The organism is Inquilinus sp. YAF38 (assembly GCF_052113205.1).
Lineage (GTDB): Bacteria > Pseudomonadota > Alphaproteobacteria > DSM-16000 > Inquilinaceae > Inquilinus.
Genome location: NZ_JBFRCU010000051.1, coordinates 12,541 through 32,835, shown reverse-complemented (window position 1 = coordinate 32,835; position 20,295 = coordinate 12,541). Strand labels below are relative to the sequence as shown.

Annotated in this window: 21 protein-coding genes; 17 read left to right on the top strand and 4 right to left on the bottom strand. The window is 71.1% G+C overall.

Features of this window, described 5'->3' with window-relative positions:
* Nucleotides 1–154: 154 nt before the first annotated feature.
* Nucleotides 155–1,036: an SDR family oxidoreductase gene (locus AB4Z01_RS21655; RefSeq protein WP_441697446.1), complete on the bottom strand. Its 882-nt coding sequence runs from the start codon at nt 1,034–1,036 to the stop codon at nt 155–157.
* A gap of 214 nt (nt 1,037–1,250) precedes the next feature.
* Between AB4Z01_RS21655 and AB4Z01_RS21650 the strand changes: the two genes are divergently transcribed.
* The 7 genes from AB4Z01_RS21650 (at nt 1,251) to AB4Z01_RS21620 (ending at nt 8,290) form a co-directional block, all read left to right on the top strand.
* Nucleotides 1,251–2,339 carry a sirohydrochlorin chelatase gene (locus tag AB4Z01_RS21650; protein ID WP_441697443.1) on the top strand — a complete coding sequence of 363 codons (1,089 nt, stop codon included), beginning with the start codon at nt 1,251–1,253 and terminating at the stop codon, nt 2,337–2,339.
* 8 nt (nt 2,340–2,347) lie between these two features.
* Complete coding sequence (locus AB4Z01_RS21645; protein ID WP_441697440.1) at nt 2,348–2,971, top strand: precorrin-8X methylmutase; 624 nt, start codon at nt 2,348–2,350, stop codon at nt 2,969–2,971.
* A complete protein-coding gene (gene cbiE / locus AB4Z01_RS21640; protein WP_441697437.1) occupies nt 2,971–4,194 on the top strand; it encodes a precorrin-6y C5,15-methyltransferase (decarboxylating) subunit CbiE in 1,224 nt (407 codons plus the stop codon). The genes AB4Z01_RS21645 and cbiE overlap by 1 nt, the downstream gene beginning before the upstream one ends.
* Before the next feature lie 211 nt (nt 4,195–4,405).
* Nucleotides 4,406–5,110, top strand: coding sequence for a precorrin-2 C(20)-methyltransferase (gene cobI, locus AB4Z01_RS21635; RefSeq protein ID WP_441697434.1), 705 nt, complete (start codon nt 4,406–4,408; stop codon nt 5,108–5,110).
* Nucleotides 5,107–6,906 (top strand): precorrin-3B C(17)-methyltransferase, encoded by a 1,800-nt coding sequence (cobJ, locus tag AB4Z01_RS21630; RefSeq protein ID WP_441697431.1) that lies wholly within the window; start codon nt 5,107–5,109, stop codon nt 6,904–6,906. Before cobI ends, cobJ begins: the two co-directional genes overlap by 4 nt.
* A complete protein-coding gene (gene cobM / locus AB4Z01_RS21625; RefSeq protein ID WP_441697428.1) occupies nt 6,903–7,682 on the top strand; it encodes a precorrin-4 C(11)-methyltransferase in 780 nt (259 codons plus the stop codon). The genes cobJ and cobM overlap by 4 nt, the downstream gene beginning before the upstream one ends.
* Before the next feature lie 29 nt (nt 7,683–7,711).
* Nucleotides 7,712–8,290 (top strand): HupE/UreJ family protein, encoded by a 579-nt coding sequence (locus AB4Z01_RS21620; protein WP_441697425.1) that lies wholly within the window; start codon nt 7,712–7,714, stop codon nt 8,288–8,290.
* Here AB4Z01_RS21620 and AB4Z01_RS21615 read toward each other — a convergent pair.
* Nucleotides 8,274–9,041: a cobalt-precorrin-6A reductase gene (locus tag AB4Z01_RS21615; protein WP_441697422.1), complete on the bottom strand. Its 768-nt coding sequence runs from the start codon at nt 9,039–9,041 to the stop codon at nt 8,274–8,276. The genes AB4Z01_RS21620 and AB4Z01_RS21615 overlap by 17 nt on opposite strands.
* The gene (locus tag AB4Z01_RS21610; RefSeq protein WP_441697419.1) at nt 9,031–10,122 is read right to left on the bottom strand and encodes a cobalt-precorrin-5B (C(1))-methyltransferase; all 1,092 of its coding nucleotides are present in this window, start codon (nt 10,120–10,122) and stop codon (nt 9,031–9,033) included. The genes AB4Z01_RS21615 and AB4Z01_RS21610 overlap by 11 nt, the downstream gene beginning before the upstream one ends.
* Nucleotides 10,123–10,192: 70 nt before the next feature.
* Here AB4Z01_RS21610 and cobA point away from each other — a divergent pair, with 70 nt between their 5' ends.
* From cobA to cobD, 3 genes are read left to right on the top strand one after another with little or no spacing between them, the layout of a single operon-like run.
* Nucleotides 10,193–11,035 carry a uroporphyrinogen-III C-methyltransferase gene (gene cobA / locus AB4Z01_RS21605; protein WP_441697416.1) on the top strand — a complete coding sequence of 281 codons (843 nt, stop codon included), beginning with the start codon at nt 10,193–10,195 and terminating at the stop codon, nt 11,033–11,035.
* 2 nt (nt 11,036–11,037) lie between these two features.
* The gene (locus tag AB4Z01_RS21600) at nt 11,038–12,405 is read left to right on the top strand and encodes a cobyrinate a,c-diamide synthase (RefSeq protein ID WP_441697413.1); all 1,368 of its coding nucleotides are present in this window, start codon (nt 11,038–11,040) and stop codon (nt 12,403–12,405) included.
* A complete protein-coding gene (gene cobD / locus AB4Z01_RS21595) occupies nt 12,402–13,388 on the top strand; it encodes a threonine-phosphate decarboxylase CobD (RefSeq protein ID WP_441697411.1) in 987 nt (328 codons plus the stop codon). Before AB4Z01_RS21600 ends, cobD begins: the two co-directional genes overlap by 4 nt.
* Here cobD and AB4Z01_RS21590 read toward each other — a convergent pair.
* Entirely contained in the window at nt 13,385–13,900 is a 516-nt protein-coding gene (locus tag AB4Z01_RS21590; protein ID WP_441697409.1) for a hypothetical protein, read from the bottom strand. The two genes, cobD and AB4Z01_RS21590, sit on opposite strands and share 4 nt — an antisense overlap.
* A gap of 200 nt (nt 13,901–14,100) precedes the next feature.
* Between AB4Z01_RS21590 and AB4Z01_RS21585 the strand changes: the two genes are divergently transcribed.
* The 7 genes from AB4Z01_RS21585 to AB4Z01_RS21555 all read left to right on the top strand — a co-directional run bounded on the left by AB4Z01_RS21585 (nt 14,101) and on the right by AB4Z01_RS21555 (nt 20,276).
* Complete coding sequence (locus AB4Z01_RS21585; RefSeq protein WP_441697407.1) at nt 14,101–15,276, top strand: ABC transporter substrate-binding protein; 1,176 nt, start codon at nt 14,101–14,103, stop codon at nt 15,274–15,276.
* 185 nt (nt 15,277–15,461) lie between these two features.
* Nucleotides 15,462–16,385, top strand: a complete 924-nt coding sequence (locus AB4Z01_RS21580) for a branched-chain amino acid ABC transporter permease (protein ID WP_441697404.1) — start codon at nt 15,462–15,464, stop codon at nt 16,383–16,385.
* A 4-nt stretch (nt 16,386–16,389) separates the two neighbouring features.
* Nucleotides 16,390–17,358, top strand: coding sequence for a branched-chain amino acid ABC transporter permease (locus AB4Z01_RS21575; protein ID WP_441697402.1), 969 nt, complete (start codon nt 16,390–16,392; stop codon nt 17,356–17,358).
* Nucleotides 17,351–18,103 (top strand): ABC transporter ATP-binding protein, encoded by a 753-nt coding sequence (locus AB4Z01_RS21570; RefSeq protein ID WP_441697399.1) that lies wholly within the window; start codon nt 17,351–17,353, stop codon nt 18,101–18,103. Before AB4Z01_RS21575 ends, AB4Z01_RS21570 begins: the two co-directional genes overlap by 8 nt.
* Nucleotides 18,100–18,810: an ABC transporter ATP-binding protein gene (locus AB4Z01_RS21565; RefSeq protein WP_441697396.1), complete on the top strand. Its 711-nt coding sequence runs from the start codon at nt 18,100–18,102 to the stop codon at nt 18,808–18,810. The genes AB4Z01_RS21570 and AB4Z01_RS21565 overlap by 4 nt, the downstream gene beginning before the upstream one ends.
* 34 nt (nt 18,811–18,844) lie before the next feature.
* Nucleotides 18,845–19,156: a hypothetical protein gene (locus tag AB4Z01_RS21560; RefSeq protein ID WP_441697394.1), complete on the top strand. Its 312-nt coding sequence runs from the start codon at nt 18,845–18,847 to the stop codon at nt 19,154–19,156.
* Nucleotides 19,157–19,253: 97 nt separating this feature from the next.
* Nucleotides 19,254–20,276: a sugar ABC transporter substrate-binding protein gene (locus tag AB4Z01_RS21555; RefSeq protein ID WP_441697391.1), complete on the top strand. Its 1,023-nt coding sequence runs from the start codon at nt 19,254–19,256 to the stop codon at nt 20,274–20,276.
* Nucleotides 20,277–20,295: the final 19 nt, after the last annotated feature.

The window sequence follows — 20,295 nt, the reverse complement described above, 5'->3', positions numbered from 1 at the left end:
GGCGTGATCGAGAGCGGTCGGTTCACCATTCCACTGTCATCCTCGGGCTTGACCCGAGGATCCAGGGGCTTTCAAGGGCCGCTCTCAGTGGCCCCTGGATTGCCGGGTCAAGCCCGGCAATGACAGTCTGGTTTGGTTGCTGGTCCGAGCAAGACTAGGCCTGCTCCTCCGCCCAGATCGCATCCAAGCCTTCCCGATAGCTCGGATAGGCGAGATGCACCCCGAGCTCGTCGATGATCCGGTCGATCTTCAGCCGCTTGCATTCGGAATAGAACTCGCGGCCGAGCGGCGACAGGCCGGCCTGCTCGAACGGCACCAGCGGCGGCGGGTCAATGCCGAGCAGCCGGGCGGCGTGCTCGATCGGGTCGTTCGGGCTGGACGGGTGGCCGTCGGCGACGTTGTACACGGCCCCAGGAGTCGGCTGGCGCATCGAGGCCATCAGCACGCTGCCGATATCGTCGACATGGATGCGGTTGAACACCTGGCCCGGCTTGTCGATGCGCCGCGCCCGGCCATGCCGCAGCTGGTCGAGCGCGCTGCGCCCGGGCCCGTAGATCCCGGCCAGGCGGAACACCTGCACCGCCACGCCGGTGTCCTGGAACGCCGCGAACCAGGCGCGCTCCGACTCCAGCCGCTTCCAGCCGCGCGGCGAGCCCGGAGTCGGATCGGCGCTTTCGTCGATCCAGGCGCCGCCGCGGTCGCCATAGACCGAGGGGGTCGAGAGATAGCCGGCCCAGCGCAGCGCCGGCAGCGCCCGCAGCGCCTCGGCCAGCGCCGGCGCCGCCGGGTCGCCCGATTCTTCCGGCGAGATCGACTGGATCAGATGCGTGGTCCCGGCCAGGGCGGCCGTGTCCAGCGGCTGGTCCGGGCCGAAGGCATGGGCCTCGAATCCCTCGTCCTGCAGCCGTACCAGGCGGTCGGCATCACGGGTGGTGCCGGCAACCTGCCAGCCGAGGTCGCGCAGCCGCCGCGCCAGCCGGGTCATGCTGTAGCCGAGGCCGAAGACAAACAGTCTTCCGGGTCGCAGATCGTCCATCGGATGTCGCGTCGCTGTTGCCTTCCGGGGGAACCCTATAGCAATGTGCCGGCCGGGACGTCGACGGTGCGTCCCGCGACGCCCCCGGAATGCTCGAAGCAACGGGGTTCCATCGGACGGATAGATCCAAGCGATATCCGCGCGTGCCGCCCACCGTCCGCTGCCGGGATCCGTCCCGGCCGTGCCGGCATGGCGTGGAGCCAGGAGGCATGTAATGGCGGGCAAGCTGGGCGTGATGATCTGCGGCCATGGCAGCCGGGACCAGGGGGCCGTGGACGAGTTCGCCGCCGTGTCCCTGCAGCTGCGCCGCCGCCTGCCGCACTACGAGGTCGATTACGGCTATCTCGAATTCGCCCGCCCGATCATCCGCGACGGGCTGGACCGGCTGCGGGCCAAGGGCGTGACTGAGGTGCTGGCGATCCCGGGCATGCTGTTCGCCGCCGGCCACGCCAAGAACGACATCCCCTCGGTGCTCAACACCTACCAGGCGCAGCATCCGGGCCTGACCATCCGCTATGGCCGCGAGCTGGGCATCGACGTCAAGATGCTGCGCGCCGCCGGCGAGCGGGTGCAGGAGGCGGTGGAGATCGCCGACGCCCGGCGTGACGACGGGCCGGTGCCGCTGCACCAGACCATGCTGGTGGTGGTCGGCCGCGGCGCCTCGGACCCCGACGCCAACTCCAACGTCGCCAAAGTCATGCGCATGCTGTGGGAGGGCATCGGCTTCGGCTGGGGCGAGACCGCCTATTCCGGCGTCACCTTCCCGCTGGTCGAGCCGGCGCTGGAGCATGCGGCCAAGCTCGGCTACCGCCGCATCGTCGTGTTCCCGTATTTCCTGTTCACCGGCATCCTGGTCGACCGGATCTATGATGCCACCGATGCCGTCGCCGCCCGCCATCCGGGCATCGAATTCGTTAAGGCGCGCTACCTGAACGACCACCCGCTGGTGCTGGCGACGCTGGAGGAGCGGATCGCCGAGATCCTCGACGGCACCGGCAACATGAACTGCCAGATGTGCAAGTACCGGATGCAGGTGCTGGGCTTCGAGGCCGAAGTCGGCCTGCCGCAGGAAAGCCACCACCACCACGTCGAGGGCATCTCCGGCGGCCCGGCGCATGAGCATGACCATGGGCACGACCATCATCACCACGGCGATCACGGCCACCATCACCATCATCACGACGACGGGCATCACCATCACGAGCCTGGTCACGACCATGGCCACAGCCACGACCATCACCACCATCCCTATGCCCATGCCGACCACCCGCTGGGGCCGAAGAGCCTGAAGAAGGCCGGGTGAGGGGCGGGATGGCGCACGCCTATCTCCGCGATCCGGAGGCGATCTACCGCCAGTCCTTCGCCACCATCCGGGCCGAGGCGCGGCTGGAGCGGTTTCCGCCGGACGTCGCTGGGCTCGCGGTCCGGGTGGCGCATGCCTGCGGCATGGTCGAGGTGGTCGACGACCTGCTCTTCACCCCCGACGTTGCCGCGCGGGGCCGGGCCGCCCTGGTGGCCGGCGCGCCGGTGCTGGTCGATTGCCGCATGGTCGAGGCCGGCATCATCCGGTCGCGCCTGCCGGCGGAAAACGAGATCGTCTCGCTGATCGGCGACCCATCGCTGCCCGATTTGGCCCGGCGTCTCGGCACCACCCGCTCGGCCGCGATGGTCGAGCTGTGGCGCGACCGGCTGGAGGATGCGGTGGTGGTGATCGGCAACGCCCCGACCGCCTTGTTCCGGCTGCTGGAACTGCTGGAGGAGGGGGCGCCGAGGCCCGCCGCCATCCTCGGCTTCCCGGTCGGCTTCGTCGGCGCCGCCGAATCCAAGGCGGCGCTGGCCGAAAGCGACCAAGCGTTCCTGACCCTGCCGGGCCGGCGCGGCGGCAGCGCCATGGCCTCGGCCGCGGTCAACGCCCTGGCGCGGGAGGGGATCTGATGCCCACGCCTTGGCTCAGCGTCATCGGCATCGGTGAAGACGGGCTGGACGGCCTGTCACCGGCCGCCCGCGCCCTCTACGACGGCGCCGAGATCGTGGTCGGCGGCAAGCGGCACCTGGCGATGGTGCCGGAGGATGGCCGCCGCCGCATTCCCTGGCCGCCGCAGTTGATGGAGCTCGTGCCGGAGATCGAGGCCCTGCGCGGCCGCCGCGTCTGCGTCCTGGCCAGCGGCGACCCGATGTGCTTCGGCGTCGGCGTCACTCTGTCGCGCCGCATCCCGATCGCGGAGATGGTGGTGCTGCCGGCGCCCTCGGCCTTCAGCCTGGCCTGTGCCCGGCTCGGCTGGCCGCTGGTCGAGGCCCGCATGGTGACGCTGCACGGACGGCCGCTGGAGCTGGTGGTGCCGCATCTGCAGCCCGGCGCGAAGATCCTGGTGCTCAGCGCCGACCGCACCACCCCGGCGCGGCTGGCGGAGCTGCTGGGCCGCACCGGCTGGGGCCGCAGCGGCTTCGCCGTGCTGGAGCGGATGGGCGGGGAGGGCGAGCGCGCCGTCCGCACCACCGCCGCGGCGTGGGGCGAGCGCGAGGTCGACGACCTCAACACCATCGCCATCGACTGCGTCGCCGGGCCGGAGACGCGCGTGCTGCCGGCCGTGCCGGGCCTGCCGGACGATGCCTTCGCCCATGACGGCCAGCTGACCAAGCGCGAGATCCGGGCTATGACCCTGGCGGCGCTGGCGCCGTCGCCCGGCCATATGCTGTGGGATGTCGGCGCCGGTTGCGGCTCCATCGCCATCGAATGGATGCGCAGCGACCCGCGCTGCCGCGCCGTGGCGGTCGAGCGCGACGATGGCCGCCTGGCCCTGATCGCGCAGAACGCGGCGGCGCTGGGCACGCCCTTCCTCAAGGTGGTGCGCGGCGACGCACCGGCGGCGCTGGCGGGCGACCTGCCACGGCCGGATGCGGTGTTCATCGGGGGCGGCATCACCGCCGAAGGATTGGTCGAAGCCTGCTGGGCGGCGCTGCCGCCGGGCGGCCGGCTGGTCGCCAATGTGGTGACGGCGGAGGGCGAGGCGGTGGTGATCGGCCACCAGGCCCGGCTCCGCGGCGCTCTGTCCCGCATCGCCGTGTCGCGGGCCGAGCCGATCGGCGGCTATCACGGCTGGCGCCCGCTGATGCCGGTGACGCAATGGGCGGCGATGAAGCCGTGGGGTGCCAGTTGATGATTCGTCCCGGCTGCGTCGAAAGCGGAACCCTCGTTTACCTCTCCCGCGTGGCGGGAGAGGTCGGACGTCCGCGAGGACGTCCGGGTGAGGGCTGGCACCGGCCTCAACAAAATCCCCTCACCCGGAGCCGCTTCGCGTCTCCGACCTCTCCCGCAAGCGGGAGAGGCAAAAGGAAGTTCGGCGCGACCGGTCTGCTCCGGAGGTCCGCATGACTGGTACCCTCTATGGCCTCGGCGTGGGACCGGGCGATCCGGAGCTGGTCACGCTGAAGGCGCTGCGGCTGCTGCGGTCAGCACCCGTCCTGGCCTACCCGGCACCGGATGTCGGCGACAGCTTCGCCCGCTCGATCGTGGCGCCGCATCTCCTGGGCGGCCAGACCGAGATCGCGATCCGCGTGCCGATGCGGGTCGACCCGGCCCCGGCCCAGGCGGTCTACGACGCCGCGGCGGTCGAGATCGCCGGCCATCTCGATTCCGGCCGCGACGTGGCGGTGCTGTGCGAGGGCGACCCGTTCTTCTACGGCTCCTTCATGTACCTGTTCGGCCGGCTGGCGGAGCGCCACCGGGTCGAGGTGGTGCCCGGCGTGTCCTCGCTGACCGCCTGCGCCGCCGCCACCGGCCTGCCGCTGGCCGCCCGCAACGACGTGCTGACGGTTCTGCCGGCGCCGCTGCCGGAGGACGAGCTGCGGCCGCGGCTGCAAGCGGCCGAGGCCGTGGTGATCATGAAGCTCAGTCGACACTTCAAGAAGATATCGCAATTGCTTGAAGAAACTGGATTGTATGACGATGCACGCTATGTCGAGCGGGCCACGCTGGGCCATCAGCGCGTGCTGAAGCTGAGCGAGGTCGACCCCGAGACCGTGCCCTATTTCTCGATGATCCTGGCGCATCGGCGCGGGGCGGCGTGGCGATGACGGCGCTGATCACCCTGACTGCGGGCGGCCTCGCCACGGCCCAGCGTCTCAAGCCGCTGCTGCCGGGGGCGGCGATCCACGCGCCGTCTTGCCGCGTCACCGGCGCCGACATCGCCTTCGGCAAGCTGGCCGACCATCTGCGCACCCTGTTCGCGGCTGGCGAGCCGATCATCGGCCTCTGCGCCGCCGGCGCCCTGATCCGCATCCTGGCGCCGCTGCTGTCCGACAAGCGCACCGAGCCGCCGGTGCTGGCGGTGGCCGAGGATGGCAGCGCCGTGGTGCCGCTCCTCGGCGGCCATCACGGCGCCAACGAGCTGGCCCGGCAGGTGGCCGGGATCCTCGGCATCGCCCCGGCCATCACCACCGCCGGCGACCTGCGCTTCGGCGTGGCGCTGGACGACCCGCCGCCCGGCTGGCGCCTGTCGGACTCCAGCGATTACAAGAGCTTCGCCGCCGATCTTCTGGCCGGCGACTCCGTCCGCCTCGACGGCAACCTGCCCTGGCTGGCCGAGGCCGGCCTGCCGCTCGACCCGGCCGCGCGCAAGACGATCGTCGCCAGTGTTCGCACGGAGCCGGCCGATCCCGACCGGCTGGTGTTCCATCCGGCGGTGCTGGCGGTCGGAATCGGTTGCGAGCGCGGCGCCGAGGCGGCGGAGATCGAGGCGCTGGTCCGCGGCACCCTGGCCGAAGCCGGCCTGGCCCTGGAGGCCGTGGCGGCGCTGGTCTCGGTCGACCTCAAGGCCGACGAGGCCGGGCTGCAGGCCGCGGCGCGGAGTCTGGGCCTGCCGTTGCGGGTGTTCGATCCGGCGACGCTGGAGGCCGAGACGCCGCGGCTCGCCAACCCGTCCGAAATCGTGTTCCGCGAGATCGGCTGCCATGGCGTGGCCGAGGCGGCGGCGCTGGCCGCGTCTGGCCCCGAGGGCCGCCTCGTCGTCGAGAAGCACAAGTCGCGCCGCGCCACCTGCGCCGTGGCCGAGGCGCCGGCGATCCTCGATCCGGACCGGATCGGCCGCAAGCGCGGCACGCTGGCGCTGATCGGCATGGGTCCGGGCCGGGCCGACTGGCGGGCGCCGGAGGCCGACCGGCGGATCGCTGCCGCCACCGACCTGGTCGGCTACAGCCTCTATATCGACCTGCTCGGCCCGGCCTCCGTCGGCAAGGCGCGGCACGACTACAAGCTGGGCGAGGAGGAATTGCGGGTGCGCGCGGCGCTGGACCTGGCGGCGGAGGGGCGGGACGTCGCCCTGATCTGCTCCGGCGACGCCGGCATCTACGCCATGGGCAGCCTGCTGTGGGAGCTGATCGAGCGCGGCGGCCGGCCCGACTGGCGCCGGGTCGAGGTCACCACCGTGCCCGGCATCTCGGCGATGCAGGCGGCCGCGTCCCGGATCGGCGCACCGCTGGGCCACGACTTCTGCGCCATCTCGCTGTCCGACCTGATGACACCCTGGCCGGCGATCGAACGGCGGATCACCGCGGCGGCGCAGGGCGATTTCGTGGTCGCCTTCTACAACCCGGTGTCGCAGCGCCGCCGCAGCCAGCTGGCGCGGGCCTGCGAGATCCTGCTGGCGCATCGCCCGGCGGCGACGCCGGTGGTGCTGGGCCGCAATCTCGGCCGCGAGGGCGAGACCTTGACCGTGACCACGCTGGGCGACCTGACCGTCGACATGGTCGACATGCTGACCCTGGTGCTGGTCGGCTCCTCGGAAAGCCGGGCGCTGGTGCTCGGCGACGGCACCCCGCGCGTCTACACGCCGCGCGGCTATGGCGACAAGCCGGAGGCGCAACGGGCATGACCGTGCATTTCATCGGCGCCGGCCCCGGCGACCCGGACCTGCTGACCCTGCGGGGGCGCGACCTGATCGCCCGCTGCCCGGTCTGCCTCTATGCCGGCTCGCTGGTGCCGGAGGCGGTGGTGGCGCACGCGCCGGCGGATGCGCGGGTGGTCGACACCGCGCCGCTGCATCTCGACCAGATCATCGCCGAGATCGAGGCCGCCCACATCAAGGGCCAGGATGTTGCCCGGGTGCATTCCGGCGACCCGTCGCTCTACGGCGCAATCGCGGAGCAGATCCGCCGGCTGAAGGCGCTGGGCATCCCCTACACCATCACCCCGGGCGTGCCGGCTTTCGCGGCCGCTGCCGCCGCCTTGGGCACCGAGCTGACCCTGCCGGATGTCAGCCAGACCGTGATCCTGACCCGGACCACGATGAAGGCCTCGGCCATGCCGCCGGGCGAGGAGCTGGAGACGCTCGGCCGGTCCGGCGCGACGCTGGCGATCCACCTCTCGATCCGCAACATCCCGGCGGTGCGGCGGGCGCTGGAGCCGCATTACGGCGCCGATTGCCCGGTGGTGGTGGTCTACCGCGTCACCTGGCCGGACCAGCAGATCATCCGCGGCACCCTGGCCGATATCGGCGCCAAGATACGCGCGGCGAAGATCACCCGCACCGCGCTGATCCTGGTCGGCCGCGTGCTTGGCGACACCGAATTCACCGACAGTGCCCTCTATGACCCGGCACATGTCCATGTGCTGCGCCCGAAGCGCGGCACGAAAGTTGCTTCTGCCTGACCCTGACGTTCTGACCCTGGAGACCCTCGATGAAACTCGCCAAGACCCTTGCCCTGACCGCCCTGGCGACGCTGCTGCCGGTGGCGGCCTATGCCCATCCGGGGCATGACGTGGTCGGCTTCTCGGCCGGCTTCGCGCACCCCTTCTCAGGCCTCGACCATATCCTCGCCATGGTCGCGGTCGGCATCTGGGCCGGCCAGGTCGGCGGCCGCTATATCTGGCAGGCGCCGCTGGCCTTCCTGACCCTGATGGCGGTGGGCGGCATCGCCGGCATCCAGGGCCTCGGCCTGCCGATGGTCGAGCTCGGCATCGCCGGGTCGATCATCGTCTTCGGCGCCTTGATCGCGCTGGCGGTGCGGCCGGTGGCCTGGATCGGCATGGCGGTGACCGGGGTCTTCGCCGTGTTCCACGGCTATGCCCATGGTGCCGAGATGCACCCGGATTCCTCGGCCGTGACCTACGGGCTCGGCTTCATCGCCGCGACCGCGATCCTGCACGGCATCGGCATCGGCGCGGCGCTGGGCCTGAACCGGCTGCGCTTCGCCCCGGTGGAGCGCGCGCTGGGCGCGGCCATCGCCGTCGCCGGCGTGGTCATCGCGGCCGGCTGAGCCAGTCCAGCGCCCCGGCGATGTCGGCTACGGCCCCAGTGGCGTCCGACATCGCCGGGGGCGCAGGGCGCCGGATCATGACCACCGGGATCGCCGCCTCGCGCGCCGCCGCCAGCTTCGCCGCCGTGGCGTCGCCGCCGGCATTCTTGGCGACGACGGCGCGGATGCCGTGCCGGGCGATCAGCGCGCGCTCGCCATCCAATGTGAAAGGCCCCCGCTCGCTCAGCAGCAGGCAGTCCGGCGGTAGATCCTGCGCCGCCGGCGCCTCGATCGAGCGCAGCACGAAGCGCAACTCCGGGCAGCGCTGGAACGGCGCCAAATCCTGCCGGCCCAAGGTCAACAGCACGGCCGCGCCGGCTGGCAATGCTCCGGCCAGCCAGTCGGCCGCCTCCACCGCATCCGCGACATCGATCCAGCGGTCGCCCGGCACCGGCATCCAGGCCAGCCGCTCGATCCGCAGCAGCGGCAGGCCGAGCTGGCCACAGGCGGCTGCGGCGTTGGCGGAGATGGTGGCGGCGAAGGGATGGGTGGCGTCGACCACCCGGTCAATCCGTTCGGCCTGCAGATACGCCGCCAGCCCGTCGATGCCGCCGAAGCCGCCGACTCGCACCACGCCGGGCAGCGCCGCCGGCGCCCGGGTGCGCCCGGCCAGCGATGTGGTGACCTCCCATTCGCCAGCCTCTGCCAGAGCGCGGGCCAGCGCCGCGGCCTCGCCGGTGCCGCCGAGGATCAGCAGCCGCCTACCAGCCATCGGCGGCCCCCACCAGCCCGCCCTGGCGGTCGAACACCAGGATCTCGACCGCGACGCCACTGCCCTCGACCACGCCCTGCGCCGTCGCCTGKGCCCGCCGGGCCACCAAATCGGCCAAAGCGATGCCGGCACCCGAGGCGTGGTCAAGCACCTGCTTGGCCGTGTTGGCGCGCCGCGCCTGCTCGGCCATGCCGGCCGGGGCGCCGGCCTCCGCCAGCCGGTCGGCCAGCCAGTCGAAATCCACCTCGCTGCGGCCGGAATGGAGGTCGAGGAAGCCCTGCGCCAGCTTGGTCAGCTTGCCGAAGCCGCCGCCGATGGTCAGGCGTGGGATCGGATGCGCCTTCAGGTATTTCAGCAGCCCGCCGGCGAAATCGCCCATGTCGAGCAGCGCCATGTCCGGCAGGCTGTAACGCGCCACCACCGCGGCCTCGGAGGTCGACCCGGTGCAGCCGGCGACATGGGGCAGGCCCAGCGCCCGGGCGACGTCGATGCCGCGATGGATCGAGTGGATCCAGGCGGAGCAGGAGAACGGCACGACCACGCCGGTGGTGCCCAGCACCGACAGGCCGCCCAGGATGCCGAGCCGCGGATTCCAGGTCTTCTGCGCCAGCCGCTCGCCGTCCGGGATCGAGATTTCGATCACCATATCGCCAGGGTCGCCGTGCTCGGCCGCGATCCTGGCGACAACCTCGGTCATCATCCGCCGCGGCACCGGGTTGATCGCCGGCTCGCCGGGCGGAATCGGCAGGCCGGGCAGGGTGACGGTGCCGACCCCGGGGCCGGCCTTGAAAGTGACGCCCGACCCGTCCGGCCCGCGCCGCACCTCGGACACCACCAGCGCGCCATGGGTCACGTCCGGGTCGTCGCCGGCGTCCTTGATGATGCCGGCGCGCGCCCAGCCGTCGCCGCGGCCCTCCAGCGCCAGGGCGAAGGCCGGCGTCTCCCCGCGAGGGAGGGTGATCGCCACCGGGTCCGGGAAGCGGCCGGTCAGCAGCGCGGTGTAGGCGGCGGCGGTGGCGGCGGTGGCGCAGGCGCCGGTGGTCCAGCCGCGCCGCAGCGGTCCCTCGGGTTTACGGGCCATACGGGTTTCGATACAGGAAGCGTCGCAGGCTGCCTAGCCGCGGCGGCGCATGGCTTTTAAGGTGGCCGTGATGATTGATCTTCCCTTGTCCTTTCCGGCCTTCGAGCCCGGCTGGGTCTGGCTGGTCGGCGCCGGCCCCGGCGATCCCGGCCTCTTGACCCTGCACGCGCTGCACGCGCTGCGTTCGGCCGATGTCGTGGTCTACGACGCGCTGGTCTCCGATGCCATCATCGGCCTGGCAGCGCCGGGCGCGGTGCTGGAATTCGCCGGCAAGCGCGGCGGCAAGCCGTCGCCGAAGCAGCCCGACATCACGGCCAAGCTGATCCAACTCGCCCAGGCCGGCAAACGTGTCCTGCGCTTGAAGGGCGGCGACCCCTTCGTCTTCGGCCGCGGCGGGGAGGAGGGGCTGGCCCTGGTCGAATCCGGCATCCCGTTCCGCATCGTCCCCGGCATCACCGCGGGCGTCGGCGGCCCGGCCTATGCCGGCATCCCGGTGACCCATCGCGACACCAACCACGCCGTCACCTTTCTGACCGGCCACGATGCCAGCGGCGACGTCACCGCCGGCGTCGCCTGGGACGCGATCGCCCGCGGCTCGCCGGTGATCGTGGTCTACATGGCGATCAAGCACATCGCCCGGATCGCGGCGCATCTGATCGAGGGCGGCCGGTCGCCGTCCGAGCCGGTGGCGGTGATCAGCCGGGCGACGACGCCGCAGCAGCGGGTGCTGGAGACCACGCTGGCCAAGGCGGCGGAGGATGTGGTGGCCCAGGGCATGGAAGCCCCGGCGGTGGTGGTGGTGGGCGAGGTGGTGCGGCTGCGTCAGGCGCTCGACTGGCTCGGTGCGATCGAGGGCAAGGCCCTGACTCCGGACCCGCTCGGCACCCGTTCGAAGGGCGAGGCGGCCTCCTGACCATGAGCGCTTGCCCTGCCCTGATGATCGCGGCGCCGGCCTCCGGCAGCGGCAAGACGGTGGTGACGCTCGGCCTGCTGCGCCATCTGCGCGACCGTGGCATCGCCGTCACCTCGGCCAAGTCGGGGCCGGACTATATCGACCCCGCCTTCCACGCCGCGGCCAGCGGCCGGCCCTGCATCAACCTCGACGCCTGGGCGATGCGGCCGGAGACGCTGGATGCGCTGGCGGCACGGCAGGCCGAAGGCGCCGATCTCCTGATCGTCGAGGCGGCGATGGGGCTGTTCGACGGCGCCCCCGGGCCCGGTTCGGTCGGCGACGGCTCGGCCGCCGACCTCGCCGCCCGCTTCGGCTGGCCGGTGGTGCTGGTGCTGGATGCCGGCGGCCAGGGTTTTTCCGCCGCCGCGGTGCTGGCCGGCTTCAAGGGCTTCCGCGACGACATCCGGATCGCCGGGGTGATCTTCAACCGGGTCGGCAGCGCCCGGCACGAGGCGATCCTGCGCCGCGCCGCCGCCCATGCCGGCCTCCCGGTGCTGGGCCTGGTGCCGCGGCTGCCGGCCCTGGCGCTGCCCTCCCGCCATCTCGGCCTGGTCCAGGCCGGCGAGCATGCGGCGCTGGAGGCGTTCCTCGCCGCGGCGGGGGAGGCGGTCGGGGCGGGGGTGGATGTAGAGAATTTGCTCCGAGTAGGTTGGGTTCGCGACTCGCGAACCCAACAACGGGGTGGCTCCGGCGGAGGCATGTTGGGTTCGCCGACGCGAACCCAACCTACGAATATCCCGCCCCTCGGCCAACGCATCGCCGTGGCCAGCGACACGGCCTTCGCCTTCGCCTATCCACATCTCCTGGCCGCCTGGCGCGAGGCGGGGGCGGAGATCCTGCCGTTCTCGCCCTTGGCCGACGCGGCGCCGGACCTGTCCGCCGATGCGGTCTATCTGCCCGGCGGCTATCCCGAGCTCCAGGCCGGCCGGCTGGCCGGCCATCGCCGCTTCCTCGACGGGCTGCGCGCGGCGGCGAGGCAGGGCCGGGCGATCTACGGCGAATGCGGCGGCTATATGGTGCTGGGCACCGGGCTCACCGACGCCGAAGGGCGCCGCTACGCCATGGCCGGGCTGCTGCCGGTCGAGACTTCTTTCGCCGAACGCAAGCTGCATCTCGGCTATCGCCGCGCCGCGCTGGCCGCCGCAACGCCGCTCGGCGCCGCCGGCACCGTCTGGCGCGGGCACGAGTTCCACTACGCCTCGATCCTGTCCGAGGGACCGGGCGAGGCGCTGTTCGAGGCCTGGGATGCGGAGGGCGCGCCGCTCGGTCGCCTCGGCCGCCGTAGCGGCTCGGTCTTCGGCTCCTTCTTCCACCTGATCGACCGGGCATGAGCATGGTTCCGCATGGCGGCGATCTGGCCGCGGCCGAGGCCCGCTGGGGCCGTCCCGCCGAGGGCTGGCTCGACCTCTCCACCGGCATCAACCCGGTGCCCTATCCGATCCCGGCGATCGATCCCGCCGCATGGCAACGGCTGCCGCAGCACGACCGGCTGCGCCGGCTGCTGGAGACCGCCCGGGCCTGCTACGGCGCCCCGGCGGACGTACCGGTCGTAGCCGCGCCCGGCACCCAGATCCTGATCCAGCTGCTGCCGCGGCTGCGTCCCGGCGCCAGGGTGGCGATCCTCGGCCCGACCTATGGCGAGCATGCCGCCTGCTGGGGCGCCGAGGGCGCGAGGGTGGCCACCGTCGGCTCGCTGGAGGAGGCCGCGACGGCCGAGGTCGTGGTGCTGGTCAACCCGAACAATCCGGACGGCCGCATCGTCGATTCCGAGCGCCTGCTGGCCCTGGCCGACGGCTTGGCGGCGCGTGGCGGCCTGCTGGTGGTCGACGAGGCCTTCGCCGAGGTCACGCCGGGCGCGAGCGTCGCGGCCGAGGCCGGGTGCCCAGGGCTTTTGATTCTCCGATCGTTCGGTAAATTCTTCGGCTTGGCCGGCATCCGGCTCGGCTTCGCCCTGGGCACGGCGGCCGAGATCGACCGGCTGGCGTGGTGGCTCGGACCCTGGGCGGTACCAGGCCCGGCGATCGAGATCGGCATCGCCGCCCTGTCGGACCGGGGCTGGCAGGACGAGACGCGGGCGCGCCTTCTGGCCGCTGCCAACAGGCTCACCGATCTGCTCGCTACCCATGGTTTCGCCGATTGCGGCGGCACCGACCTGTTCCGGCTGGTGGAGCATCCCGAGGCGGCGAGGATCTGGGACCGCCTCGGTCGCGCCGGCATCCTGGTCCGGCCTTTCCCGGACCGGCCGACGCTGCTGCGCTTCGGCCTGCCGGGCGACGCCGCCGGCTTCGCCCGGCTCGCCGCCGCGCTCGGCTAGGGTTTCGCCGCCTCGGGCCGCGGCCAGGCGTTCCGGGCCCAGTTGCCGACGTAGGAGGCCAGGATCAGCGAGACGCCGGTGCCGATCCAGGTCGACTGACCCTGCAGATGGAACCAGACGACGAAGACGGCGAGCCCGGCCGAGGCCGCAAACAGGAACAGCGCCGGCAGGCGGCTGCCGACCTGGATGTCGGAGGAGGCGGACATCTCGGCGCCCGGGCCGGTCAGCCGCGTGGTCCGGCGCGGGTCGCTCTCCTGCAGCTCGACCGTCACCCGGCCTTTTCGGGCCCTGGCCCTGCGGCGGCCGCGGGCCGTGCGACGGCCGCGGCCCGAGGTGATCGAGACCAGGATCATCGACCCGACCATCGCGGCCACCGCCCAGTCGAAGGCGATCACCATGACCAGCGCGGTCGACGGGCGCGGCTCGGTCCACCACAGGTGCCGTGCCAGCAGGAACAGCAGGATCGCACCGACGGTAAACATGCTGCCGACCAGCAGCATCGCGGAGGGCATGCGGGGTTTCGTTCGCTTCGGCATGCTGCGACCATAGCCCCGCCGACCGCAGGCGCAACCCGGCCTGAATCTGTTTTAACCTTAAAGCATTTCATGATTAGATGGATCCAATCGCTTCCGCCCGACGGAGGCGCGTGAAAGACTGGCGGCGCGATCGGCGGCCCACTGCCGGCGCTCGACAAGAAACGGGGGAGAGCATCATGGCGAGACGCGTTCCGGCCCTGCTGATGGCCGCGCTGATGACGGCGGCCCTGCCGCTCGGTGCGCAGGCCGAGGAGGGCAAGCTCAAGATCGGCTTCATGGCCACGCTCTCCGGCCCGCCGGCGGCGCTGGGGCAGCACATGCGCGACGGCTTCCAGCTCGGGGTCAAGGAGCTGGGCGGCACGCTCGGCGGGCTGCCGACCGAGGTGGTGGTCGAGGATGACGAGCTGAAGCCCGACATCGCCGTCAACAAGGTGCGCAAGCTGCTGGAAAGCGACCAGGTCGACATCGTCGTCGGCGTCGTCTTCTCCAACGTCATGATGGCGGTTGCCAAGCCGGTGACCGACGCCGAGAAGATCCTGATCAGCGCCAATGCCGGGCCGTCGCCGCTGGCCGGCAAGGGCTGCAGCCCGTACTTCTTCTCGGTCTCCTACCAGAACGACCAGAACCACGAGGTCATGGGCAAATACGCCCAGGACAAAGGGTGGGCCAAGGTCGCGCTGATCGCCCCGAACTACCAGGCCGGCAAGGACGCGCTGGCCGGCTTCAAGCGCCACTACAAGGGCGAGGTGGTCGAGGAGATCTACACCCAGGTCAACCAGCAGGATTTCTCGGCCGWGTTGGCGAAGATCGCGGCGGCCGAGCCGCAGGCGGTGTACGTGTTCATGCCCGGCGGCTCCGGCGTCAATTTGGTGCGGCAGTACCGCCAGGCCGGCCTGGCCGACCGGATCCCGTTCCTGTCCGCCTTCACCGTCGACGAGACCACGCTGCCGGCCACCAAGGACGCGGCGCTCGGCCTGTTCGCCGGGGCGCAATGGGCGCCGAACCTCGACAACCCCGCCAACAAGGCTTTCGTCGCCGCCTTCGAGAAAGAATACGGCTACGCCCCGGCGCTCTACGCCGCCAACGGCTATGACGCCGCCAAGCTGATCGACGCCGCCATCCGCCAGGCCGGCGGCAAGACCGACGCGGAGACGCTGAAGACCGCCATCCGCGACGCGAAATGGACCAGCGTCCGCGGCGATTTCGCCTGGAACAAGAACAACTTCCCGATCCAGGACTTCTATTTGACCGAGGTGGTGAAGCKCGACGACGGCAAGTTCGTCACCAGCCGGGTCGAGACCGTCTTCCCGCACTACGGCGACGCCTACGCCGACCAGTGCAAGATGGATTGAGCGGAAGGGCGGATGCCTGTGGACGGACGCTTTCCATTACCGCTCGTCAGGATTTTCCAGAGCTTTCCCGATTCTCCACATCGTCATTCCCGCGAAAGCGGGAATCTCTTTCCGACCGGTCTGGGACGAGATCCCCGGTTTCGCGGGGATGACGGAATAGGGAATGGGGGGAGGGGGGCAGCCCCATGAGCACCACCCTCCTGGTCGTCCAGGCCCTGAACGGGCTGCAGCTCGGCGTGCTGTTGTTCCTGATCGCGGCAGGGCTGACGCTGGTGTTCGGGGTGATGGACTTCATCAACCTGGCGCATGGCGTGCAGTACATGCTGGGCGCCTATTTCGCCGTCGCTTTCTATGGGCTGACAGGCCACTTCCTGTTGGCCCTGCTGCTGGCCCTGGCGGCCGCATTGCTGCTGGGCCTGATGCTGGAGGTGCTGGTGTTCCGGCACCTCTATGGCCGCAGCCATCTCGACCAGGTGCTGGCCACCTTCGGGCTGATCCTGTTCTTCAACGAGGCGGTGCGGGCGCTGTGGGGCTCGTCGCCGCTGAGCATGCCGATGCCGGAGGCGCTGTCGGGGTCGATCGCGCTGATGCCGGGGCTGCTGTACCCGGTCTATCGCCTCGCCGTGCTGGCGGCCGGGCTCGGCGTCGCCTTGTTGCTCTGGATCCTGATCGCGCGCACCCGCGTCGGCATGCGCGTCCGGGCCGGGGCCAGCAATGCCGACATGGTCTCGGCGCTGGGAGTGAACATCCGCCGGCTGTTCATGATCGTGTTCGGCGTCGGCACCATGCTGGCGGGCTTCGCCGGCGCCCTGGCCGGGCCGATCTTCGCGGTCGAGCCGAGCATGGGCGACAACTTCCTGATCCTGGCCTTCGTCGTCATCGTCATCGGCGGCATCGGCTCGATCAAGGGCGCCTTCATGGCGTCGCTGCTGGTCGGGCTGGTCGACACGCTGGGCCGGTCCTTCGCCACCGACCTGTTCCGGCTGGTGCTGGCGCCGGCCTCGGCCAACCAGGTCGGGCCAGCGCTGGCCTCGATGCTGATCTACCTCTTGATGGCCGTGATCCTGTTCTGGCGCCCGGCGGGGCTGTTCCCCGCCCATGGCCAGTGACGCGATGACCACAGCGGATATCGGCGCATCCCGATCGGTGCTGCGCTCGGTCTGGCCGGCACTGTTGATCTTCGCCGTGCTGGCGTTGGTGCCGGTGGTGGCGCCGCTGCTCGGCGGCACCTATCCGCTGACCGTGGCGGGCCGGATCATGATCTTCGCCATCGCCGCGGTCAGCCTGGACCTGATCCTCGGCTATGGCGGGCTGGTCTCCTTCGGCCATGCCGCCTTCATCGGCCTCGGCGCCTATGCCGTCGGCATCCTGATGGATGCGGGGCTCGAGGAGGGGCTGCTGCTGCTGCCGGCGGCGATGCTGGCGGCGGCGGTCTTCGCGGCCCTGACCGGCGCGGTGTCGCTGAAGACCCGCGGCGTGCACTACATCATGATCACTCTGGCCTTCGGCCAGATGGCGTATTTCACCATGACCAGCCTGTCCGCCTATGGCGGCGACGACGGGCTGACGCTGTGGTCGCGGCCGCTGCTGGCCGGCTTCAATTGGCTGAACGACCGGTCAGCCTTTTACTACATCGTCCTGCTCCTGCTGGTCGCCGCCTGGGCGCTGTGCCGTGCCGTCACCCGGTCGCGCTTCGGCCGGGTGCTGCGCGGCTGCCGCGAGGATGAGGAGCGGATGCGCGCCCTCGGCTACGACCCCTTCGCCTACCGCCTGGCCGCCACGGTGATCGCCGGGGCGATCGCCGGCCTGGCCGGGGCGCTGCTGGCGGTCCAGGCCGAGTTCGTCAGCCCGGCCTACATGTCCTGGCAGCGTTCGGGCGAGCTGATTGTGATGGTGGTGCTGGGCGGCATCGGCAGCCTGCACGGCGCCATCGTCGGCGCCGCCGCCTTCCTGCTGGCCGAGGAGCTGCTGTCCGACGTCACCGAGCATTGGCGGCTGATCTTCGGGCCGCTGCTGATCCTGGTGGTGCTGTTCCTGCGCGGCGGGCTGGGCGGCCTGCTCGGGAAGGTCTGGCATGACTGATCCGGTCCTGCAAGTCGAGGGCCTGTGCAAGCGCTTCGGCGCCCTGACCGTCACCGACGGCGTCGGCTTCGACGTCCGGCCCGGCGAGATCCATGCTCTGATCGGCCCGAACGGCGCCGGCAAGACCACGCTGATCCAGCAGATCTGCGGCCGGCTGGTGCCCGATGCCGGCACCATCCGCTTCTTCGGCGAGGACATCACCCGCCTGCCGACGCATCGCCGGGCCCAGCGCGGCCTGGCCAGGACCTTCCAGATCGCCCGCCTGCTGCCCAGCTTCACCACGCTGCAGAACGTGGCGACCGCGGTGCAGCGCCGGCGCGGCTCCAGCTTCCGCTTCGTCCGCCCGGTCGGCCGCGACCGCGAGATCGACGCGGCGGCCCGGGCGCTGCTGCAGCGCACCGGGCTTGGCACCCGTGGCGATGTGCCGGCGGCGGCGCTGAGCCATGGCGAGAAGCGCCAGCTCGAGCTCGCCATGGCCCTGGCGCTGGAGCCGAAGCTGCTGGTGCTGGACGAGCCGATGGCCGGCACGGGGCGCGAGGAGACGGCGCGGCTGGTCGAACTGCTGCGCGGCCTGGCCGGCACGCTGCCGATGATCCTGGTCGAGCACGACATGAGTGCGGTCTTCGCCCTGGCCGACCGCATCTCGGTGCTGGTCTACGGCCGCGTCATCGCCACCGGCACGCCGGCCGAGATCCGCGCCAGCCCGGAGGTCCGCGCCGCCTATCTCGGCGAGGAGACGGCGTGAGCGCGCTCTTGGAGATCGAGGGGCTGGAGGCCGGCTATGGCGGCGCCCAGGTGCTGTTCGGCATCTCCCTGACCGTGGCGGCGGGGGAGATCGCGACCCTGCTCGGCCGCAACGGCATGGGCAAGACCACCACCATCCGCAGCCTGCTGGGCCTGCTGCGCCCTGGTGCCGGCCGCATCCGCTTCGAGGGATCCGACATCACCGGCCTGCCGCCCTACCGCATCGCCCAGGCCGGCATCGGGCTGGTGCCGGAGGGCCGCCAGATCTTCCCGACCCTGACGGTCGAGGAGAACCTGGTCGCCACCGCCGCCGACCGTTTCCACCGTGCCGCGCCCTGGACGCTGGACCGGGTCTACGCCGTCTTTCCGCGGCTGGTGGAGCGGCGGCGGCACCGCGGCCGACAGCTGTCCGGCGGCGAGCAGCAGATGCTGGCGATCGGCCGGGCGCTGATGACCAACCCGAAGCTGCTGGTGCTGGACGAGGCGACCGAGGGGCTGGCGCCGCTGATCCGGGCCGAGATCTGGAGCTGCCTCGACCGGCTGAAGGGCGAGGGCCAGTCGATCCTGATCGTCGACAAGACCCTCGACGCTCTGCTGCGCCTGGCCCAGCGCCACGCCGTGATCGAGAAGGGGCGGGTGGTGTGGACCGGCAGCAGCGCCGAGTTGGCCGCAGCCGAGGGAACCCGGGAGCGCTATTTGGCGCTATAGTCGAAAACAGTGCCGTCCAGCCCGGGAGTGCCAGATGAACACCGCCAATCTCCAGCTCGAAGGTGTCTACGCCGCGATGACGGCGTTGATGACGGCGCTGCGGGACAAGGGCCTGCTCAGCGTCGACGAGATCGACCAGGCGCTGGCGAAGGCGGAATCGGGTCTTGTCGCCGATGCCCGGCGCCCGGCCGGGGTCAGCGCCGCCAACGTCGAGGCGATCTGCTTCCCGCTGCGCTATCTCCGCCTGGCCAACCGGGCCGCGGCGGAGGAACCGGCGCCCGCTTTCTCCGTCCTGGCGGCCCGCGTCGGGCAGAACAAGGTGCGGATCAATCTGTCTGACAAATAGCCGTTGCGTCGCCTCCCGACCACTGCCAGAGTTTCGCCGGGGCTCGGAAGAAGCCCCGGGTGACTGTGTTTCGAYAGCACGATTTGGGAGGACGTTCATGGGCGACCGCGAGCATCGCAGCCGGCGCGATTTCATTATGGCCGCTGCGGCCACGGCCGGCGCGGCAGCCGCGCTCGGCGGGCTGGATTTCAAGATGGCGGCCCAGGCGGCGGAAGCTGCCGGCCGGTCCGAAAAGCCGCTGAAGGCGGCCTTCTCCAACGCCGGGCTGCAGGCCACTTGGTGCGCCCAGGGCAAGCAGGCGGCGGAATTCTGGGGCAAGCTGTTCAATGTCGAGATCACCTGGTTCGACGGCGAGCTGGCGGCGCCGAAGCAGCGCAGCGCGATCGACAACATGGCGTCCCAGAAATGGGATTTCGTGGCGATCCAGGCCTTCGGCATCGGCACCCTGACTCAGCCGGTGCAGAAGATGATCGATGCCGGCATCCCGGTGATCGACATGGACACGCTGATCGCGCCGCTGGATCAGCTCAACGTCCACTCCTTCCTAGCCCCGGACAACGAGTTCATGGGCGCTTCGGTGACCCAGGCCCTGTGCTCGGCGATCAAGGGCGAGGGCACCATCATCATGACCCAGGGCGCCCTCGGCCACACCGGGGCGCAGGGCCGGGCGCGCGGCTTCGACTCGGTGGTCAAGCAGTATCCGAAGATCGAGGTGCTCAACACCGACCCCGCCGACTGGGACGTGTCGAAGACGGCGCGGCTGTGGGAAACCCACCTGACCAAGTATCCGAAGATCAGCGCCGCGTTCTTCCACAATGACGACATGGCGCTGGCCGCCTACAACGTGATGAAGGCCCACAACCGGACCGACATCCTGATCGGCGGCGTCGATGCCATGCCGCCGGCGATCTCGGCGGTGGCGGAAGGCCGCATGTTCGCCACCGTGCGCAACCCGTCCTGCCGGATCCATGGCGGTGCGGTGATCGCCGGGGTCGCGGCGGTCACGGCCGGCGAGAAGAGCGGGGAGGGCATTCCGAAATCCGTGGTCACCGACGGTCCGGTCGTGACCAAGGCGAACGCGGCCGGGATGCAGTGGATGCAGGATCACTTCCTGATCTGATCGCGGGGTCCGGTCGAGC

What these genes read in the sequence shown, in the direction of transcription:
- AB4Z01_RS21655 (WP_441697446.1), bottom strand. Translation starts at nt 1,036, where the DNA reads ATGGACGATCTGCGACCCGGAAGACTGTTTGTCTTCGGCCTCGGCTAC.
- AB4Z01_RS21650 (WP_441697443.1), top strand. Translation starts at nt 1,251, where the DNA reads ATGGCGGGCAAGCTGGGCGTGATGATCTGCGGCCATGGCAGCCGGGAC.
- AB4Z01_RS21645 (WP_441697440.1), top strand. Translation starts at nt 2,348, where the DNA reads ATGGCGCACGCCTATCTCCGCGATCCGGAGGCGATCTACCGCCAGTCC.
- cbiE (WP_441697437.1), top strand. Translation starts at nt 2,971, where the DNA reads ATGCCCACGCCTTGGCTCAGCGTCATCGGCATCGGTGAAGACGGGCTG.
- cobI (WP_441697434.1), top strand. Translation starts at nt 4,406, where the DNA reads ATGACTGGTACCCTCTATGGCCTCGGCGTGGGACCGGGCGATCCGGAG.
- cobJ (WP_441697431.1), top strand. Translation starts at nt 5,107, where the DNA reads ATGACGGCGCTGATCACCCTGACTGCGGGCGGCCTCGCCACGGCCCAG.
- cobM (WP_441697428.1), top strand. Translation starts at nt 6,903, where the DNA reads ATGACCGTGCATTTCATCGGCGCCGGCCCCGGCGACCCGGACCTGCTG.
- AB4Z01_RS21620 (WP_441697425.1), top strand. Translation starts at nt 7,712, where the DNA reads ATGAAACTCGCCAAGACCCTTGCCCTGACCGCCCTGGCGACGCTGCTG.
- AB4Z01_RS21615 (WP_441697422.1), bottom strand. Translation starts at nt 9,041, where the DNA reads ATGGCTGGTAGGCGGCTGCTGATCCTCGGCGGCACCGGCGAGGCCGCG.
- cobA (WP_441697416.1), top strand. Translation starts at nt 10,193, where the DNA reads ATGATTGATCTTCCCTTGTCCTTTCCGGCCTTCGAGCCCGGCTGGGTC.
- AB4Z01_RS21600 (WP_441697413.1), top strand. Translation starts at nt 11,038, where the DNA reads ATGAGCGCTTGCCCTGCCCTGATGATCGCGGCGCCGGCCTCCGGCAGC.
- cobD (WP_441697411.1), top strand. Translation starts at nt 12,402, where the DNA reads ATGAGCATGGTTCCGCATGGCGGCGATCTGGCCGCGGCCGAGGCCCGC.
- AB4Z01_RS21590 (WP_441697409.1), bottom strand. Translation starts at nt 13,900, where the DNA reads ATGCCCTCCGCGATGCTGCTGGTCGGCAGCATGTTTACCGTCGGTGCG.
- AB4Z01_RS21580 (WP_441697404.1), top strand. Translation starts at nt 15,462, where the DNA reads ATGAGCACCACCCTCCTGGTCGTCCAGGCCCTGAACGGGCTGCAGCTC.
- AB4Z01_RS21575 (WP_441697402.1), top strand. Translation starts at nt 16,390, where the DNA reads ATGACCACAGCGGATATCGGCGCATCCCGATCGGTGCTGCGCTCGGTC.
- AB4Z01_RS21570 (WP_441697399.1), top strand. Translation starts at nt 17,351, where the DNA reads ATGACTGATCCGGTCCTGCAAGTCGAGGGCCTGTGCAAGCGCTTCGGC.
- AB4Z01_RS21560 (WP_441697394.1), top strand. Translation starts at nt 18,845, where the DNA reads ATGAACACCGCCAATCTCCAGCTCGAAGGTGTCTACGCCGCGATGACG.
- AB4Z01_RS21555 (WP_441697391.1), top strand. Translation starts at nt 19,254, where the DNA reads ATGGGCGACCGCGAGCATCGCAGCCGGCGCGATTTCATTATGGCCGCT.